Here is a 19,158-nt window from a genome sequence, read left to right on the forward strand (position 1 = left end):
TCACACCGCCGACCCGAAGTTGCTGACCCACTGGCGAAGATCGGCGGTCATCGTGTCCCACACTCCTGTCAGCAGCAGCAGCCCCACCGCGATCATCAGTACGCCGCCGATCCGGATCACCAGCAACTGGTGCTTGCGGACCCAGGCGACCGCGCCGAGCATCCGCCGGAAGGCCAGGGCCGCGACGATGAACGGGATGCCCAGCCCGAGGCTGAACACCAGGGCCAGCGTGGCGCCGCGTCCGGTGCTGCCCTCGGTGGCGGCCAGGTTCATCACGGTGCCCAGCGTCGGCCCGATGCACGGCGTCCAGCCGAAGCCGAACAGTACGCCGAGCAGCGGCGCGGCCGCGATCCCGACGGCCGGCACCCGGTGCACCCGGACGTCGCGCTGCAGGAAGCCGAAGCCACCCAGGAAGACCAGACCGAGCACGACGGTGGCTCCGCCGAGAATGCGGGTGATCAGTGTCTGGTGCACGATCAGCGCGTTGCCGATGGCACCGAACAGCACCCCGGTCAGGATGAAGACCGCCGAGAACCCGGCCACGAACAAGCTCGTCCCGGCCAGCATCCGCCCGCGCCGCTCCGACCCGAGCTCGGCGGCGGACAGCCCGGTCACGTAGGACAGATAGCCCGGCAGCAGCGGTACGACGCACGGCGAGAAGAACGAGATCGCCCCGGCGAGCACCGCGATCGGCAGTGCCACCAGCATCGAGCCCGTCATCGACTGGGCGAACCACTCACCCATCAGCCGGCGTCTTTCACCATGCCGAGGAGAGTCTGGGTGGTCACTTCGCCGATCACCCGGGACGCCACCTTGCCGTTCTTGTCGATCACCAGCGTGCTCGGGATCGAGCTCGGCGAGATCTGCCCGCGGAAGCCGAGCAGCTGCTTGCCGCTCGGGTCGTACAGGCTCGGGAACGGTACGCCGAACTCCTGCACGAACTTCTTCGCCGGCGCCTTGTCCAGGTCACGGGTGTTCAGCCCGATGAACTGCACGTCCGGGCCGAGCTGCTTGTGCGCCGCGACCAGGTCGGGAGCCTCCTTGCGGCACGGCGGGCACCACGAGCCCCACACGTTCAGCACGATGACCTTGCCCTTGTGGTCGGCGAAGTTCCACGCCTTGCCGTCGAGGGTGTCGCCGCCGAAGTCAGGCGCCGGCTTGCGCTCGGCCGCGGCGAAGCTGGAGACCCGGCCGTTGCCGCTGACGAAGCCGGTCTGGCCAGAGCGGTTCTCGTTGGTCTCCTGGCCGGAACCGCAGGCCGTGGCGAGCAGCAGGACCGCGGCCGACAGGATCGCCGTACGGCGCATCACGCACCGCCCACGAACTTCTTCGGGTTCTTGACCGGCAGCAGGTCCTTGGCCGGTTCGGCGTACCCGACGGAGACGATCTGGTCGCCGTGGAAGGTGAACGAGGTCAGGCTGGCCAGGCTGCACTGCCGCTTGCGCGGGTCGTGCAGCATCCGGCGGTTCTCGATCGCGGACCGGACGATCCAGATCGGCAGCTGGTGCGAGACGATCAGCGCCTCGTGCCCGGCGGCCTTCTCCCGGGCGGTCTCGATCGCGTCCCGCATCCGGCGGACCAGCTGGCTGTACGGCTCACCCCACGACGGCTTCCACGGGTTGCGCAGCAACCACCAGGCGGTCGGCTGGCGCAGCGCGCCGTCACCGACTCCGAACTTCTTGCCCTCGAACTGGTTCGCCGCCTCGATCACCCGCTCGTCGATGTCGGGGGTGAGACCGAAGGTGGCCGCGATCGGCTCCATCGTCTCCTGGGCCCGCTCGAGCGGCGAGGTGACCAGGTGCACGATGTCGCGACCGGCCACATGCTCGGCGACCCGCTCGGCCATCTTCCGGCCGAGCTCGCTCAGGTGGTAGTCGGGCATCCGGCCGTACAGGACGCCGGCCGGGTTGTGCACCTCGCCGTGTCGCATCAGGTGCACGACCGTCGTTTCGGTCACCGCTGCCCCTCCATAGTCCTGTGCAGCCCTTCTCAGTTCTGTACGGCGGCCGCCGCGCGGGCGGCCGGAGCGAGTGCGGTCTCCAGCCGGGCCAGGGCGTCGTCGTCGATCGCGGCACTCACGAACCACGCCTCGAACGCGCTCGGCGGCAGGTAGACACCGGCGTCCAGCATGGCATGGAAGAAAGCGGCGAACCGTGGCAGCACCTGGGCTCCGGCACCGGCGAAGTCGCGGATCGGCCCGCTTGCCTCCTCCGAGTCCACGAAGAAGACACTGAAGAGGTTCCCGGCGGACTGGATGACGTACGGCACACCTTCCTTGTCCAGCGCCGTACCGACCAGGCGCTGGATGGTGGCCGAGGTCTCGTCGAGCTTGGCGTAGACCTCGTCGGTGGCCAGCCGGAGCGTGGCCAGCCCGGCCGCGGTGGCGACCGGGTTCCCCGACAGCGTGCCGGCCTGGTAGACCGAGCCCTCCGGCGCGAGGTGGGCCATCACGTCGGCGCGGCCGCCGAACGCCGCGGCCGGGAAGCCGCCGCCCATCACCTTGCCGAACGTCATCAGGTCGGGCCGGACGCCGTCCACGCCGTACCAGCCGGAGCGGGTGATCCGGAAGCCGGTCATCACCTCGTCGGAGATGAACAGCGCGCCGTTGGCCTGGCAGATGCCGGCCAGGAACGCGTTGAAGTCGTCCCGCGGCGGAACGACGCCCATGTTGCCGGGCGAGGCCTCGGTGATCACGGCCGCGATCTGGTCGCCGTACTGGCTGAAGGCGGCGGTGACCGCGGCCTGGTCGTTGTACGGCAGCACGATCGTGTCGGCGGTGGTCGCCTCGGTGACACCGGGCGTGCCCGGGATGCCGAGCGTGATCACGCCCGAGCCGGCCTGGGCCAGCAGCGCGTCGACGTGGCCGTGGTAGCAGCCGGCGAACTTGACGATCTTGTCCCGGCCGGTGAATCCGCGGGCCAGCCGCAGCGCCGACATCGTCGCCTCGGTGCCGGACGAGACCAGCCGGACCTTGTCGACCGGCGTCCGGCCGACGATCTCCTGGGCGAGCAGCACCTCGGTCTCGGTCGGCGTGCCGAACGACGTCCCGCGGCCGACCGCGGCCTGGACCGCGGCGATCACCTCGGGATGCGCGTGGCCGAGCAGCATCGGGCCCCACGAGCAGACCAGGTCGAGATAGGTGTTGCCGTCGACGTCGGTGATGTGACATCCGTCACCCGAGGTCATGAAGCGCGGGACCCCGCCGACGGCGCGGAACGCGCGGACCGGGGAGTTCACGCCACCAGGCGTGACCGCGGTGGCTTGGTCGAACAATGCGGCGGAGCGAGCGGTGTGGTCGGGCACGGCGGCCATTCTCCCCGACCGGCCGCGGGCTCCGGTGGGCGGGCGGCGGACCAGGGGTTCCGCTGAACGTTGTTACGCGCCAGTATGGGTACCCGGTGACCGCTCGAGTACTGTCCGCGCCCGCCCCGTAACCCACGCACGGGCCAGGCGTTAGACCAGGTGAACGCGGTTATCGGGACGACGAAGAGACGTGTCCGCAGCGTGGGGGCGGGACAGGTCGATGAGTCACGGAGGGGATCATCGATGGCGAAGGGCAAGCGCCGCGCCACTGCGGGCGGGTGGCGTCAGGTGGCGCCGCTGGTTCCGCTGGCGTTGTTCGCGAGCGCGTTCACCGTCAGCGCGACCGACGACCCGGCGGTCGCGACCGCGGCACTGGACCAGGACCTCGGCCCGAACATTCCGGTCGTCGTCCCGAAGAAGCCGATCAGCGATCCGGCCAACGTGCCGGTGCCCGGCTCGGTCGGCAACGGCGTGGACAAGACCGAGCAGCCGACCCAGGTCGTGTCCGGCCTGTCCCGCAACGGCATCCCGAACGCCGCACTGAAGGCGTACTCTCGGGCTCAGCAGGTGCTCGCCCAGGCCGACCCGTCGTGCCACCTGCCGTGGACGCTGGTGGCCGCGATCGGGCGGGTCGAGTCCAACCACGGCCGCTTCGGCGGCAACTCGCTGACCACCGAGGGCGTCGCCACCCCGGGCATCTTCGGCCCGCGGCTGGACGGCGTGACCACGGCCCGGATCACCGACTCCGACGCCGGCCGGCTCGACGGCGACGGCGCGTTCGACCGCGCGGTCGGGCCGATGCAGTTCATCCCGGCCACCTGGCAGGCGATGGGTGTCGACGGTGACGGCGACGGCGCGAAGAACCCGCAGGACATCGACGACGCGGCGATGTCGACCGGCGTCTATCTGTGCTCCGGCGGCTCCGACCTGTCCCGGGCCGGCGACCTCAACGCCGCCGTCCTGCGCTACAACCACTCCCACGCCTACGCCGACCTGGTGATCAGCATCGCCAAGGCGTACGCCGGTGGCAGCTGGATCGTGGTCGGCAACGGCACCGAATCCGACGACCAGGGCGTGATCCGGGCCGGCGGCAAGCGTGGCGACGACAGCATCGACGCCCCGGCCGACGACAACCTGCCGCAGGCGATCGACCTGCCGGTGTACCCGCCGGGCACGCCGCGGCCGACGCCGACCGGCGGCGGCACCGGTGACGGCGACGGCAACCAGGACAAGCCGGGCGACCAGCCGACCGAGAAGCCGTCGAGCAAGCCGACGCCGGGCAAGCCGGGCACGACGAAGCCGACCCCCAAGCCCACTCCGACCAAACCGACCACTCCGCCGCCGAGCACGCCGAGCGGCGTGGCCAAGCTGCAGACTGCGGCCGGCCTGATCGTCGGCACCGTCGGCAGCACCCTGACCGAGCTGACCAAGGCCACGCAGTACTGTCAGAGCGAGATGGCCAAGGTGACCATCACCCGCCCGACGCAGGACCAGTTGCAGAAGTGCGTGACGGCCTACCAGACCGGTGGCACCGCCGCGGTCGACCAGGTGATCCGCAACCTGCTGTCCGTGCTGGGACTGCTCGGCGTTCTCGGTGGAGGCCTGCTCGGCAGCTGACCACCCCCTAGACGGCGCGCCGCCCCCACCCCTCCCTTGGCGCGCCCCGGCGACGCCACGGAGCACCTCCCCCCCAGCTCCGTGGCGTCGCCTCTTTTGTGGTCAAGCGCTTACTTGAGAATTCCTCAGTTTGCCGCCCAGGGCCGCTCGATGGTCTGGCTGATCCGGTTGCCGCCGAGATCGGTCACGGTGACCCGGAGCGCGGAGACTGGCGTGGACGGGATCGTCGTGACCACCGTCCCGCCGAGAACGCCGCTGGCTTGTCCCCATCCACCTGGGCGGAGCCGAAGCGGTTGCCAGGTCTTGCCGTCGACGGTGACCTCGGCCGTCGTACGGAAGAAGCCGAGGCCGCGGCCGCCCGGTTGATAGCCGGGCTTCAGCTCCAACTGCCGACCGGCGAGGCGGTAGTCGACCTGCACCAGCGGCAGGACCTCACGGGTCCTGACCGGGCCCGAGCGGAACCGCCACTCGGTCCGCGTCGCCGTCGACGTCTTCGCCCAGGTGTCCGGCGCCCGCTGCACGTCCAGTCTCAGGTCGTACCAAGCCGGCTTGGCCGGCACCGGGAACTGCGCCACCGACCAGTCCTTGCGGCCGTGCTCCTTGCCGCCACTGGTCAGCGTCAACGTGGTCCGGTCCCCGCGCCCGTCACTCCACCCGTACTGCGTGCGGTCGCCGTTCACATGCTGCGGGATCGCGATCCGCAGTGCGTTCTCGAAGCGAGCCACCGGCAGGCCATCGGGCTCACTTCCCCGCGCATCCGGAATCGCCGGCCGCGAGATCGGCGCCCACACGTCGCGCGTCACCCGCTCGTTCGGCCGGTAGCTGCGAGCCAGGCTGTATTCGTAGCCCGACAGGTTCTCCGCTCCTGCGCGCGTCTGCTCGTCCCACGTCGTGTCCGGCTGATCGGAAGCCAGATAGTCCGTCCGGGTCACCGGACCGGTCACCAACCGGACCGATCCCAGAGCGGCCGACACCCCGGGCAGGTACGCCGTCCGCTTGTCGTAGTGCGCGAAGTCGGCGTCGATCCGCTGGTAGTTCGTGGTCACCACCGCCGGTCGCAGCCGCGCGAAGTCGTACGTCAGTGCGCCTGCCACCTGCTGCGGTCCGACCGCCAGTTCGTACCGGTACGTGCTGTCACGCAGCCCGGTCAGCTTCACCTGCACCGGCCGTTGCTTCAACAGCTGCAGCAACCGCGCGCCCTCCTCCTGCCGGAACAGGTAGAACGGCAGGCCGACCCACGCGCTGTCGGCCCAGAACCCGGGCTGCTCGTTGTACATGAAAACCGCCTTCGCGCCGGCGGCCTTCGCGGCCTCGACCTGCCCGAAGGTCTGGTCGTAGTCCCGGAAGCGGATCAGCGCGATCTTGCCGCGGACCTCGCCGAGCTGCTCGGGACGGCCGTCGCCGGCGTCGACCAGCGACAGGGTCTCCTGCCCGACGTAGCCGGACAACTCGGAACCGTCGCGCGGACTCGGCAGCCGGAAGCCATCCGGCCCGAGCACGTCGGCGGTCAGCTTCGGCTCAGCCAGGTCCCATCGCTGGACCGCCCGGAACGTCCCGGTCCGCACCTTGCCGAACTCTCCGACGTACACGTCTCCGGCCACCTCGCGGTCGAAGCCGAAGCCGGACACCGCCTGCCGCGATCCGGCCGACCGGTGCCACGCGAACCCGACGCTCTCCAGGTCCGCGCGCTGCGGCGTCTTCACCGTCACCGGGTGGGCCCGCCGGGCGTCGAACACGAACGTCCGGTCCCCGCGGATCTCGGCCTCGGGATCACCGAGCAGCGTGACCCCGTCGATCCAGTCGGCCTCGTCGGCATCCATTACGTACGCCATCACGGCGTACCGGCCGGTCGGCACTTCCAGCGTCTGCTGCCCGTTCTGGTCGAAGATGGTGCCGTTGACGTCGCCGGTGTCGAGGTTCCACAGCTGCACGCCGCTGTTCGCCGCGGTTGTCGGTACGGCGGGCTTGCCGTCGCGGCCGATCCCCTGCACGGTGACCCGATGCAGCCGCCCACCGGCTGCGAATCCGATCCCGGTCCGGTACGTCGTGCCGCCCGCCGTGGTGCTGCCCGCGTTTCGCGCGTCCGGTGCCTTCGCCGCGCCGCGTCCCGCGACCACGGCGACCAACTCCCCCGCGTACTTCGCGGGGCTGGTGCTCGCGAGGTCGAGCCGAAGGGTCGCCGATGCCGAGCCGCCGGCCGGGATCGTCAGTCGGGCCGGACTCACCGTCAACCCCGCCCGCACCCCGGCGGGCGACTTCGCCTCGACCGACAGGTCCAGCGTCACCGGCTTGCCCGACGTGTTGCTATAGGCAACTTTCCGCAGGACCGGCGCCGGCGCGGAGCCCGTCCAGGAAACGTCACCGAAGTAGACGTTGGCGACATCAGGCTGGATCTTCGGATCCAGCGCCCGCGGGATGTCGATCCGCCCGAGCCCTTGCTGCACAGTCGTCGCGCCCTTGCCCGGCACCGCGGTGCTCGCCAGCGCCGCCTTCAACTGCTGACCAGTCCACTCCGGATGCCGCTGCGCCAGGATCGCGGCCGCGCCCGCAACGTGCGGCGTCGCCATCGAGGTGCCGCTCATCGCGGTGTAGTGCTCGCCGACCACGTGCCCCTGTTCGGTCCCGGCCGCACGAGCGGCCACGATCTCCACACCCGGCGCGGTCACCTCCGGCTTCAGCGCACCGTCGCCGAGTCGCGGTCCGCGGCTGGAGAACGACGCGAGCCGGTCGTCGCGGTCCACCGCGCCGACGGTCAACGCGGCCGCGGCGGACCCCGGCGTACCGACGGTCTCCTCCATGCCCGCGTTGCCCGCGGCCACCACGAAGAGCGCACCGCTGGACTTCGACAGCCGGTCGACGGCCTCGCTCATCGGATCGGTACCGTCGGACGGCAGACCGCCGAGGCTCATGCTGACCACCTTGGCGCCCTGCTGGACGGCCCACTCCATCCCGGCGATGGCCTCGGAGTCCAGGCCGCCGCCGTTGTCGTCGAGCACCTTGCCGATCAGGAGATCGGCGCCCGGGGCAACACCCTTGCGCTTGCCGCCGGACGCCGTACCGAGTCCGGCGACGGTGGACGCGACGTGGGTCCCGTGCCCGTGCCCGTCCTGGACCGGCTGGTCGGGGACGAAGCTCGCCGCGCCGACGACCTGCTTCTTCAGATCGGGATGGTTGGCGTCGTACCCGGTGTCCAGCACGGCCACCTTCACCCCGCGCCCGTCGTACGACGAACGCCAGGCGACCGGGGCGCCGATCTGCTGGGTGGACTGGTCGAGCGTGGCGCGCGTGCGGCCGTCGAGCCAGATCTTGCCGACCCCGCTGGTGCTGCTGAAGGTCCGCGGACCGGCGATGTCCTGCCAGAACTGCTTGGCGCGGGACTTGTCGATCGACACGGCGGTGGTGCCGACGCTGGCCAGGGTCATCCGGCGGGTGGTGTTGGCCGGAGCGGCCGGTGCGTGGTCGCCGGCGAGCAGCACGGGCAGCTTGGCCGTGCTCGCATCGTCGTAGCCCTGGGCAACCAGTTGGCTCAGGTTGAAGAGCCGGCGATCGAGCCGCCCGGAGGTGAACAACGGGTACGCCGCGACCGGTACCAGCGTGAGCTCGCCGTCGAAGTCACCGAAGTAGTAGTTGCCGCCGTCCACCAGCCGGGCCGACCGGCTGCCGTCGGCGGACGTGGTCAGCTCGGCGACGTCGCCGGTGATCAGCGTGATCCGGTGCGTCGAGGCGCCCGGCGTCGGACGCGCGAGACCGGTGGTGCCGGGCGGGGAACCGGGAGGAGGGGCCCCGGCACCACCGGTGGTCTGTGCCGCCTGGGCGGGCGTCGTCAGTGCCGCCGACCCGACGATCACCGAGCAGAACATGCTGGTCGCGCGTCGTGACCACCGCATCCGTGGGCTCCTCCCCGGGGCCCGACGGGCGCGAGGCCACCGCTGGCGAGCCTGTCAGTTGCCCTGGGCCACGGTCCACGAATCCGGCTGACCTGAACCCGTCATGGCTGGTACCGGCCACTGAGACACCTGTCTCACACGACCGCATCGCTACCCGGTTGGGTCTGTCCACCCACCAAATCGCCCGTTGGCCCACCGAATTCGGTGGGCCAACGGGCCAGATCGTGGGTTGACCCACCAAACGCAGCCAGAGAACTCGGGGAAAGGGACGGCTGCGGCGGGGTCAGGGGGTGGGGGGTGAGGGGTGGGGGTGAAGCTCAGGCGAAGCGCTTGGTGATCTGCTCGACGCGGTCGACCAGGTCGAGGTCGTAGGCGACGCCGGGCACGTAGAAGATCACGTAGTCGGCGCCGGCCTCGAGGGCGGCCTCGACCTTGTTGGCGATCTCGTCCTCGGTGGCGATGATGTTGTCGTTCGAGAACTGCTCCCAGTCCTTCGGCCCGCGGGCCTTCTGGGTCGCCTTCTGCGGGTCGTCACCGGCGTCGATCGGGAACACGTTCAGCCCGGTCGACTTGACGATCTCGTTGTAGTCGCGGCCGAGCTTGTCGCAGTGGCCCTTGAGGATGGCGGCCTTCTCCCGGATCACGTCCGGGTTGCCGCCGCCGATGTTGGCCGCGTCGGCGTACTGGGCGACCAGCTTCAGCGTGACCTGCGGGCCGCCGCCGCCGATCCAGAACTGCGGACGCGTGTTGTTGGCGCCCTTGGGCAGGTTGATCGGGGCGTCGATCGAGTAGTGCTTGCCGTTGTAGACCGGCTTGTCCTCGGTCCACATCTTCCAGATGATCTCGGTCGCCTCGCGGAACGCGGCCATCCGCGGCTTCACGTCGGTCCACTCGTAGCCGTAGGCCTTCCACTCGTGCTCGTACCAGCCCGCGCCGATCCCGGCGTACAGGCGGCCGTGGCTGGCCACGTCGACGGTGGAGGCGATCTTCGCGTAGAGCGCGGGGTTGCGGTAGCCGTTGCAGCCGACCATCTGGCCGATGTTCACCCGCTTGGTGTCGCGGGCCAGCGCGGCGGTCGCCGACCAGCACTCGAAGGTGGTGTTGTCGCTCGGCTCCGGCACGGTGTGGAAGTGGTCGAACAGCCAGATCGAGTCCCAGGAACCTTCGTCGGCCCGCTTCGCGACGTTCGTCATCGCTTCCCACTGCTCGACCGGATCGGCGATCTCGGTCAGGTCCATCTTCCAGCCTTGGGGAACAAAAATCCCGAAACGTGTGGTCATGCCCCCATCCTTTCCCGGCCCGATGAACCGGTCTACCACCTGACGGACGGGATTCCTTCTCAATCGAAGCACCGTGGTTTCTCAATCGAACCGACCGGCCGCGCGCGGCGTCGTACCGGCTGCACCCGACCAAGGAGACGATCGCGATCCACCCGACCAAGTTCGACCACCTGTTCGCCGCCGCCACACCGTTGATCGCCGCCGGGCAGCACGGCGTCGACACGCCCCCGGTCGAGAACGGCGAACGCTGGCCCGTCAGCACCGTCTTCCGCCCCGCCCCCGACGGCCCGTTGGCGCAGCGCCTCGACCAACTGACTCTCGAGGCGGCCGATGCATCCGGCCCCGGACACTTCCAGACCGGCCAGCTCCACTCCGCGCACTTCACCATCCGAGCCCTGGAGCGCTACCGCGAGACCGTCACCCCCGACGACCCCGCCGTCCACCGGTACGCCGCGGCGCTGCGCACCTCAGCCGCCCAGGTCTGCCCGGCCACCTTCGACCTCACCGGCCTGATCCTCACCCGCGGCACCGTGATGGCCTGCGCCCGCCCGCTCGACAATCACGCCAACCACCTCCAGAAGCTCTACGCCGACGCCCTCGGCCCCGACGGCTGGCTCGAAGCCGGCGAGGTCCGCGACATCTGGTACGTCAACCTGCTCCACTTCGCCGCCCCCATCCCCGATCCGACCAGCCTGATCGCCTGGGTCACGGCCCGCCGCCACCTGCCTCTCGGCAGCGTGACGGTCACCACCGCCGAGCTGGTCCGCTTCCGCCACTCCCCGGGCCCCCGCCCCTACCTGCGCCCGGAAACGCTGGCCGCCGTTCCGCTGGGCGCGCAGTGATCTACCCGCCCGCCGAATATGCCGACGCGCCCGCGTCCAACGCGTCGCCGATGATCTGGTCGAGGTCCGAGCGGCGAGCTGTCCACCCGGTGGCTCGCTGGAACGCCGTGGAATCCGCCGTCAGCACCGGGGGTTCGGCGGCACCGGCCTGATGCCGGACGGACAACGGCTTGCCGGTGAGTCGTTCGATGGTCTCGATGACGTCGAGGATCGTGGTGCGGCCGCCGCCGCCCACGTTGTACGCCTGCCACGTGCCCGGCTCGCAGAGGCCGGCCGCGGCGAGAAACGCGTCCGCCATGTCGAGCACGTGCACGTAGTCGCGCACCGTCGTCCCGTCGCCATTGACGACCAGTTCCGGAGCGCGGGCCTGCGCGACGGCGACCGCCTTCGGGACCAGCCGCGACTCGTCCCGATCCGGATGCCCCGGCAGGCCACCGGCCACGTTGAACGCGCGCAGGCTGATCGACCCGATCGCCCCCGCGGCCGCCAGGTCCGCCGCCGCGCGATCCGCGGCGAGCTTGCCGGCGCCGTACGGGTTGCTCGGCTCCGGGCGGGCATCCTCCGTGACAGGTTGAGAGGCGGGCTCGCCATAGACGGCGCAGGTCGAGGCGATGATCAGCTTCGTCGGCTCCGACTGGCCGTCGGCCAGCGCACCGAGCAGGGCCAGCGTCCCACCCACGTTCGTCTGCCAGTAGGTCACCGGATCGATCCGGGACTCGCGGACCCGTACGGCGGCCGCCAGATGACAGACCACGTCAGGTCGCGACTGCTCGACAGCCTTGCGCACGGAACTCGCGTCCAGCAGGTCACCGAAGACGCGCTCGACACCGGAGGGCAGAGCCGCGTCGCCCCGAGTCAGCCCGTACACCTCGTGACCGGCGTGGGCGAAGCGCCGGGCGACGGCGTACCCGACGAATCCGGAGGCGCCGGTGACCAGAACTCTCATCGGCCCAGGACTCTCGGTCCGTGCAGCCAGGGTGCGATCGGCATGGTTGATGATCTCAGCCCATAGCTGACCCACGCCGTCCCGGTGGTCGGTCTCGCTCCGTGAGAGCGCTCTAGTTCCGGAACCGGTGGGCTCTTGACCGCGGGTTCGGGAGGGCTGAGCATCGGGCCCGACGCGGGTGTGAGGCACCTGTGCAGAGAGCTAGGAGTCGCCCATGCCCAGGTGGCCAGGTAAGCGTCTGTCACGGCGGACGGTGGTGGTGACGGTGTCAGCGCTGCTGGCGGGGTTGCTGCCGTTGGGAGTGGCGTCGCAGGCGGCGGCCGACGACCCGGAGCCGACCGTGCTGGCGGCGTTCGAGGGGGCGGAGCCGTTCGCGTCGCCGCCGAACCCGGGGATCTTCGGATGGGGCAGTGACGCTGACGACCCGCCCACGATGCAGCTGCAGACGCGGGCCGACGCGCCGGTCGGCGAGCAGGTGCTGCACGGGACCTACGACATCAGCGGGTACGGCGGCTTCAGCCACGACGTGACCTTCGACCAGAACCCGGGCAACTGGTCGGCGTACAAGGGGATCCGGTTCTGGTGGTACGGGCAGAACACCGCGCCGCTGCCGCCGGGGTCGGGCAAGCGGATCTTCTTCGAGATCAAGGACGGCGGCGCGAACGCCGAGGCGTCGGAGCTGTGGAACACCAGCTTCACCGACGACTGGCAGGGCTGGCACCTGGTCGAGATCCCGTTCAGCGATCTGGCCTACCGCGGCGACTACCAGCCGGTCGGCGGCATCGACCAGGTGCTCGGCCTGACCCAGATGTGGGGTTACGCGTTCACGATGCCGGTCGGCTCGCCCGGTGAGTTCGCGATCGATCAGGTCGAGGTCTTCGGCAAGGCCGACCCGGCGCTGAAGGCCAGTGTGGTCACCGACGCCGGCGTCTACCCGGTCGACGAGGGCGGCACGGCGCAGGTCAAGGTCTCGGTCGCCACGACCGGCAGCGTCCCGCTGGAGGAGCCGGTCACCGTCGACTTCCGCAGCGGCACCGGTACGGCGGGCGCCGACGACTACAACCCGGTCTCCGGCGCGTTCACCTTCCCGGCCGGTACGCCGTCCGGAACGTCGCACACCGTCCAGGTGGTCACCCGCAAGGACAAGTCGGCCGAGGCCGCCGAGACGATTCCGGTCGAGCTGACCGTGACCGGCGCGAAGGCCCCGGCGAGCCAGCCGGTCGTGGTGATCAACGCGCACGACCTGCCGTACCTGAACAGCAAGCTCCCGGTGAAGACCCGGGTCAAGGACCTGCTGGGCCGGATGACGCTGGCCGAGAAGGTCGGCCAGATGACCCAGGCGGAGCGCAACGCGGTCCGGACGAAGTCCGACATCGCGACGTACGCGCTCGGCTCGCTGCTGTCCGGTGGCGGCTCGGTGCCGACGCCGAACACCCCGGCCTCGTGGGCCGCGATGATCGACAACTTCCAGCTGAACGCGCAGGCCACCCGGCTGCAGATCCCGCTGATCTACGGCGTCGACGCGGTGCACGGGCACAACAACGTGATCGGTGCGACGATCCTGCCGCACAACATCGGCCTGGGCGCGACCCGCGACCCGGACCTGTCCCGGCGGACCGGTGAGGTGACCGCGACCGAGGTCCGCGCGACCGGCATTCCGTGGGACTTCGCGCCCTGCGTCTGCGTCGTGCGCGACGACCGCTGGGGCCGCTCGTACGAGGGCTTCGGCGAGGACCCGGCGCTGGTCAAGGCGATGGCGACCGTGATCACCGGCATGCAGGGCAAGGCCGACGGCAGCCAGCTGAAGCAGAACACCAAGGTGCTGGCCAGCGCCAAGCACTACGTCGGCGACGGCGGTACGACGTACGGCTCGTCGACGACCGGCGCCTACACGATCGACCAGGGCGTGACCGAGGTGACCCGGCAGCAGCTCGAGGCGATCCATCTCGACCCGTTCAAGACCTCGGTCGATCTCGGCGTCGGGACCGTGATGCCGTCGTACTCGAGCGTGGACGTCATCGGCGACGACAAGCCGGCGGTGAAGATGCACGGCAACGCCGAGCTGATCAACGGCGTGCTCAAGGACCGGATGGGCTTCGACGGTTTCGTGATCTCCGACTGGCAGGCCATCGACCAGCTGCCGGGCGACTACAACAGCGACATCCGGACCTCGATCAACGCCGGGCTGGACATGATCATGGTGCCGACCCGGTACCAGGAGTTCACCCAGGGCCTGACCACCGAGGTGACCGAGGGCCGGGTCAGCCAGGCCCGGGTCGACGACGCGGTCCGCCGGATCCTGGAGCAGAAGTTCAAGCTCGGCCTGTTCGAGCACCCGTACGCCGACACCAGCAAGCTGAGCGAGATCGGCGGCGCGAAGCACCGGGCGGTCGGTCGCGAGGCTGCGGCCAAGTCCCAAGTGCTGCTGAAGAACGACGGCAACGTACTGCCGCTGAAGTCGACGGCGAAGGTCTACGTTGCCGGTAGCAACGCCAACGACCTGGGCAACCAGCTCGGCGGCTGGAGCATCAGCTGGCAGGGCGGATCGGGCGCGACCACGACCGGTACGACGATCCTCGACGGCATCCAGCAGAACGCGCCGACGGCAACGTTCAGCCAGGACGCGTCGGCCCCGCTCGACGGGCACGACGTCGGCGTCGTCGTGGTCGGCGAACGCCCGTACGCCGAGGGAATCGGTGACGTCGGCAACGGTCACGACCTGCTGCTCAGCGACGCCGACAAGGCCGCGGTCGACAAGGTCTGCGCGGCGATGAAGTGCGTCGTCCTGGTCGTCTCCGGCCGGCCGCAGGTGGTCGCCGACCAGCTCGGCTCCATTGACGCACTGGTGGCGTCATGGCTGCCGGGCACCGAGGGCGCGGGTGTCGCGGACGTGCTGTTCGGCAAGCAGCCGTTCAGCGGGCGGCTCCCTGTGACCTGGCCGAAGAACGAGACGCAGCAGCCGATCAACGTCGGCGACGCGTCGTACGACCCGCAGTACCCGTACGGCTGGGGGCTCACGACCCAGGCGGCGGCCCGACAGAAGTTGCTCGACGCGAAGACCGCCCTGCTGCGCAAGGGATTGCTGGACCCGAATGTGCTGGTCGCGGCGATCTCGATCGACGTCGCCCTGCGCGTGAAGGACTGGTCCGGGCCGCAGGCAACAACCGCGCTGGCCGCGCTGCACCAGGCCGGCAAGTCGTTGCAGCGCAGCCGGCTCGACGGCTTCGCCGAGGACGACGCGGTCGTCGCGGCGGCTCGCTGGATCGCTCAAGACGAGATCGGGCAGAACCTGGACGAGCCGGTGTCCAAGCTCACCGCGGACGCCGAGCACCTGGCGCTCAGCGGTGACCTGAGCGGTGCGATCGCCAAGCTGGCGGCGGCGTACAAGCTGAAGTAGACAAGCAAGCGGGGCCCGGCGCAGCAGCACCGGGCCCCGCTGCCTTCACGGTCAGGCCCTGACCAGCTCACGCTCCGGGGCCTGATCGACGGTTGCCGCTGACAACTTGTTCGGCCACCAGGCCTTGCGGCCGAGCAGGACCAGGATCGACGGCAGCATCACGATCCGGACCAGCGTCGCGTCGATCAGCACGGCGACCGCCAGGCCGACACCCATCTGCTTCATCTCGATCATGCCGAGCGTCGCGAAGACCGCGAACACCGAGACCATCACCGCGGCCGCGCTCGTCACCACACCGGCCGACTCGGTGATGCCCTTGCGGACCGCCTCCTTCGGGCTCAGCCCGTCCCGCACGCCCTCGCGGATCCGGTTGAGCACGAACACGTGGTAGTCCATCGACAGCCCGATCAGGATCACGAACAGGAACAGCGGGATCCAGGACACGATGAAGCCGGGTGAGGTGAAGTCCAGCAGCCCTTCGGCCCAGGTGCGCTGGAAGACCAGCGCGAGCGCCCCGAAGCAGGCGCCGACCGAGGCCAGGTTGAGCGCGGTCGTGACCAAGGCGATCGCCAGGCTGCGGAACGTGACGGCCATCATCACCAGCGTCAGGATCAATACGAAGCCGATCACGTACGGCAGCTTGTCGCGCTGGTTCTGCCCGTAGTCGACGGAGTCGGCGGTCTCTCCGCCGACCGCCCAGGTGCTGCCCGACCCGGCGGCGAAGGCCTTCGGCACCAGATCGTCGCGCAGTTCGCCGAGCGCGATCTTGGCGTCGTCACTGGTGTCCGGCCGGACCGAGACCAGCGACAGGACGGCGGTGTCGCCCGAGCTCCGGACCTGCTGGCCCGGGGTGATCACGAACTTGCCGCTGTCGACGGCCGTGCGCTGCAGCGCGGTCAACGCGGCCACCGGCGGCTTGCCGTCGTTGCCGCGCGCAACCACGTCGTACGCCATGCCCTGGGACGGGAAGTTGGCCTGCAGCTGCTGCATCGTCTTCACCTCGGGGATGCTCTGCGGCAGCGTGCTCAGACCACCCGGCTCGGTCTTCATGCCGAACGCCGGGACGGCGAGCGCGACGATCGCCAGCACCGAGACGAGCAGCGCGATCTTCGGGAAGCGCAGCACCGGGGCGAGCAGGCGACGGCTGATGCCGCCGGGACCGATCCGCCGGTTGAGGCGCCACAGCAGCGGAACGCGCGGACGGTCGACCCGGTGGCCGAGCTTGGCCAGCAGCGCGGGCAGGACGGTGAGCGACCCGATCACGGCGACCGCGACGACGACGATGGTTGCCGTGGCCATCGAGGAGAAGACCGCGTCCTGGGCGACGTACAGGCCGGCCATCGAAACGATCACCGCGATACCGGAGACAACCACCGAGTGTCCCGACGTGGCAGCGGCGATCTCGACGGCGTCGACGGTGCCGTGGCCGCGGCGGCGTTCCTCACGCTCGCGCTTGAGGTAGAACAAGGAGTAGTCGACGCCGACCGCCATCCCGATCAGCAGCACCACGTTGGCGACCGAGCCGCCGTCAGGGAACAGATAGGACAGCGGCGCGTAGAACCCGAGCGCGGCACCGACCGCGGAGATCGCGAGCAGCACGGGAATCCCGGCCGCGATCAGCGCACCGAAGGCCAGCAGCATCAACGCGAACGTGATCGGCAGGCTGAGCTTCTCTGCCTTGGCCAGGTCGCTGCCCACCTGCTTCCAGATCCCGGCGTCGAGCGACGCGCTGCCGGTCTGCTGGATGCTGAGGCTCTGGTTCTGCTTCTGTACGTCGGCTGTCGCGGCGACCAGCTGGTCGACGTTGTCGGCGGCGTCGTCGGCGCTGCCCTTCAGCTCGATCGGCAGGAGCGCCGCCTTGCCGTTCTCGGCCCAGATCGGATCGCCGACCGCGCTCACGGCGGCGATGCCGGTCATCTTCTGCTCGAGCTGCCGCAACGCCTTGGTCGCCTCGGCCCGGTCCAGCGGACCGTCCGGATCGGTGACCAGGACCGTCTCGCTCGGCTTGTCGCCGAGCCCGGCCTGCTGGATCATCTCCGCGGCCTGCCCCGACTGGCCGACCCAGGTGTCGGCCGCTTTGGTCTGCTGCTTCGGAACCATCACGGACAACCCGACCGCGACGGCGACGAGGATCAGCCAGAAGCCGATCGCCCGCCATGGATGGGTGGCACTCCACCGCGCGACCCGAACGGTCACTGATCCCCTGTTCATCTTCCAGCCCTCTCGACGACCCCGCCCGGGCGCTCTGCCCGCACCCATGAGCCTGCCGATCCGGCGCTGGAATCTCAGGAGACGCAGCTCCCCCTGATAGGTGGTCCTAACCCCACCCCTCGCCGTCAGGCCGTGGCGGCGGGAGTGCGGGAGCGAAGGCGGCGGAGCATGCGGGGATCCTCGAAGCCGACGACCCGGGCGGCGGCGTCGACGGTGGAGCCGTGGGCGATCAGGTGTTCGGCGCGTTCGAGGCGCAGCAATTGCTGGTAGCGCAATGGGGTGAGACCGGTCGCCGCGGTGAAGACGCGCGTCAGGGTCCGCTCGCTGACCCCGACGGCGCGAGCGAGATCGGCGAGCGGCAGGCGTTCGGCGTACCGGCTGTCGATGACGTCCTGGACCCGGTGGGCGAGATCGCTGAGATGACCGCGATGACGCAGCATCGCGCTCTCCTGGAGCTCGTCGCCGTTGCGCCGGGCGTAGACGACCATCTCGCGGGCGACCCGCGCGGCCGCGACCGGGCCGTGCTCGATCGCGACCAGGTGCAGCGCGAGATCGATCCCGCTGGCGATACCGGCCGACGTGATCACCCGCTCGTCCACGACGTACAGCACATCGCGCACGATGCTCGCCTTCGGGTAGCGCGCCGCGAGCTCCTCGGTCAGGTCGTGGTGGGTGGTGTAGCGCCGCCCGTCGAGCAGACCGGCGGCACCGAGCGCGTCGGCGCCCGAGCACACGCTCGCCACCGATCCACCACCCGCGTGATGGGCCCGCAGCACCTGCTTGGTCCGCGCCGAGATCGGCGGCCGCGGCGACAACCGCGGCGACCGCCACCCCGGTACGACGATCAGGTCGTCCCGGCCGAGCGCCGGCCAGTCCGTCTGCGCCCTGACCGGAACGCCTTGCGCGGTGCTGACCTCTTCGGCCTCGGCCACGTAGTGCAGCTGGTACGGGTAGCCGAGGTCGGCCGCGGTCGAGAACACCTGCGCCGGCCCCGCGAGATCGAGCAGGTGCAGCCGTGGGACCAGGAAGAAGACGACCTTGCGCATGATCCGGTCAGGATCCCACGAGCAGTCCGGCCTGCTCGTCGAGCGTCCGGATGGTGGCGAACCGTCCCGCCAGCGCGTACTCGGTCCGCTCGGTGATCACCTCGGGCGACAGCGTCCGCGGGTCGGCGAGCACCTCCTCCAGCGACGCGTCGGCGGGCAGCGTCCAGTGCGGCAACGGCGTCGTCGCGGTCGCCTCGGTCACGAACACCACGTCGTACCCGAGATCGGACGCGACCCGGGTGGTCGTCTCGCAGCACTGCTCGGTCCGGATCCCGCTGATCACCAGCTCACGGATGCCGCGCTGGACAAGCAGTTGCTGCAGATTCGTGGTGGTGAAGGCGTTGTGCGAGGTCTTGCTGAGCACCGGCTCCCCCTCGATCGGCTCCAGCCCTTCGATCAACCGCACGTGCCCGTTCGCCGGGTCGAAGGCGCCGCCCGTTCCGGGCTCGGTGTGCAGGATCCACACGACCAGATCTCCGCGGTCGCGTGCGCTGCGGACCAGGCGGCCGACCCGGTCGGCGATGTCGGGGTGGTTCACGGCCTGCCAGTTCGGCCGGACCCGGAAGGACTCCTGCACGTCGATCACGATCAGCGCTGTCTGTGTCATGCCTCCAGCCTGGCCGGACGAC

At 70.2% G+C, this 19,158-nt stretch carries 13 protein-coding genes; 3 read left to right on the forward strand and 10 right to left on the reverse strand.

Annotated features, from left to right (window positions below; all coding sequences use genetic code 11):
- The 4 genes from ACQPXM_RS37105 to hemL are packed head-to-tail and all read right to left on the reverse strand — an operon-like array spanning position 1 to position 3,312.
- Positions 1-744 (reverse strand): cytochrome c biogenesis CcdA family protein, encoded by a 744-nt coding sequence (locus tag ACQPXM_RS37105; protein ID WP_432942661.1) that lies wholly within the window; start codon positions 742-744, stop codon positions 1-3.
- Complete coding sequence (locus tag ACQPXM_RS37110; RefSeq protein WP_432942662.1) at positions 744-1,307, reverse strand: TlpA family protein disulfide reductase; 564 nt, start codon at positions 1,305-1,307, stop codon at positions 744-746. The genes ACQPXM_RS37105 and ACQPXM_RS37110 overlap by 1 nt, the downstream gene beginning before the upstream one ends.
- On the reverse strand, positions 1,307-1,930 hold the full coding sequence (locus ACQPXM_RS37115; protein ID WP_432951158.1) for a histidine phosphatase family protein: 624 nt from the start codon (positions 1,928-1,930) through the stop codon (positions 1,307-1,309). The genes ACQPXM_RS37110 and ACQPXM_RS37115 overlap by 1 nt, the downstream gene beginning before the upstream one ends.
- A gap of 59 nt (positions 1,931-1,989) precedes the next feature.
- Positions 1,990-3,312, reverse strand: a complete 1,323-nt coding sequence (gene hemL, locus ACQPXM_RS37120; protein WP_432942663.1) for a glutamate-1-semialdehyde 2,1-aminomutase — start codon at positions 3,310-3,312, stop codon at positions 1,990-1,992.
- 234 nt (positions 3,313-3,546) lie between these two features.
- Between hemL and ACQPXM_RS37125 the strand changes: the two genes are divergently transcribed.
- Positions 3,547-4,920, forward strand: a complete 1,374-nt coding sequence (locus ACQPXM_RS37125) for a lytic transglycosylase domain-containing protein (RefSeq protein WP_432942664.1) — start codon at positions 3,547-3,549, stop codon at positions 4,918-4,920.
- A gap of 125 nt (positions 4,921-5,045) precedes the next feature.
- Here the strand turns inward: ACQPXM_RS37125 and ACQPXM_RS37130 are convergent, their stop codons facing one another.
- Positions 5,046-8,807 (reverse strand): S8 family serine peptidase, encoded by a 3,762-nt coding sequence (locus ACQPXM_RS37130; RefSeq protein WP_432942665.1) that lies wholly within the window; start codon positions 8,805-8,807, stop codon positions 5,046-5,048.
- 317 nt (positions 8,808-9,124) lie between these two features.
- Positions 9,125-10,087: a TIGR03560 family F420-dependent LLM class oxidoreductase gene (locus tag ACQPXM_RS37135; protein WP_432942666.1), complete on the reverse strand. Its 963-nt coding sequence runs from the start codon at positions 10,085-10,087 to the stop codon at positions 9,125-9,127.
- Positions 10,088-10,278: 191 nt separating this feature from the next.
- On the opposite strand from ACQPXM_RS37135, the gene ACQPXM_RS37140 reads away from it, so the two are divergent.
- The gene (locus ACQPXM_RS37140) at positions 10,279-10,929 is read left to right on the forward strand and encodes a hypothetical protein (RefSeq protein WP_432942667.1); all 651 of its coding nucleotides are present in this window, start codon (positions 10,279-10,281) and stop codon (positions 10,927-10,929) included.
- A 1-nt stretch (position 10,930) separates the two neighbouring features.
- On the opposite strand, the gene ACQPXM_RS37145 is transcribed toward ACQPXM_RS37140, so the two are convergent.
- Positions 10,931-11,875 (reverse strand): NAD-dependent epimerase/dehydratase family protein, encoded by a 945-nt coding sequence (locus tag ACQPXM_RS37145; protein ID WP_432942668.1) that lies wholly within the window; start codon positions 11,873-11,875, stop codon positions 10,931-10,933.
- A 265-nt stretch (positions 11,876-12,140) separates the two neighbouring features.
- On the opposite strand from ACQPXM_RS37145, the gene ACQPXM_RS37150 reads away from it, so the two are divergent.
- Positions 12,141-15,272, forward strand: coding sequence for a glycoside hydrolase family 3 N-terminal domain-containing protein (locus ACQPXM_RS37150; protein ID WP_432942669.1), 3,132 nt, complete (start codon positions 12,141-12,143; stop codon positions 15,270-15,272).
- Between the two features lie 51 nt (positions 15,273-15,323).
- Here ACQPXM_RS37150 and ACQPXM_RS37155 read toward each other — a convergent pair whose 3' ends face one another.
- From ACQPXM_RS37155 to ACQPXM_RS37165, 3 genes are all read right to left on the reverse strand, one after another.
- Positions 15,324-17,483 carry an MMPL family transporter gene (locus ACQPXM_RS37155; protein ID WP_432942670.1) on the reverse strand — a complete coding sequence of 720 codons (2,160 nt, stop codon included), beginning with the start codon at positions 17,481-17,483 and terminating at the stop codon, positions 15,324-15,326.
- Between the two features lie 125 nt (positions 17,484-17,608).
- Entirely contained in the window at positions 17,609-18,529 is a 921-nt protein-coding gene (locus ACQPXM_RS37160) for a GlxA family transcriptional regulator (protein ID WP_432942671.1), read from the reverse strand.
- Between the two features lie 7 nt (positions 18,530-18,536).
- Positions 18,537-19,136: a cysteine hydrolase family protein gene (locus ACQPXM_RS37165; protein WP_432942672.1), complete on the reverse strand. Its 600-nt coding sequence runs from the start codon at positions 19,134-19,136 to the stop codon at positions 18,537-18,539.
- Positions 19,137-19,158: the final 22 nt, after the last annotated feature.

Source organism: Kribbella sp. CA-253562 (assembly GCF_050942265.1).
GTDB lineage: Bacteria > Actinomycetota > Actinomycetes > Propionibacteriales > Kribbellaceae > Kribbella.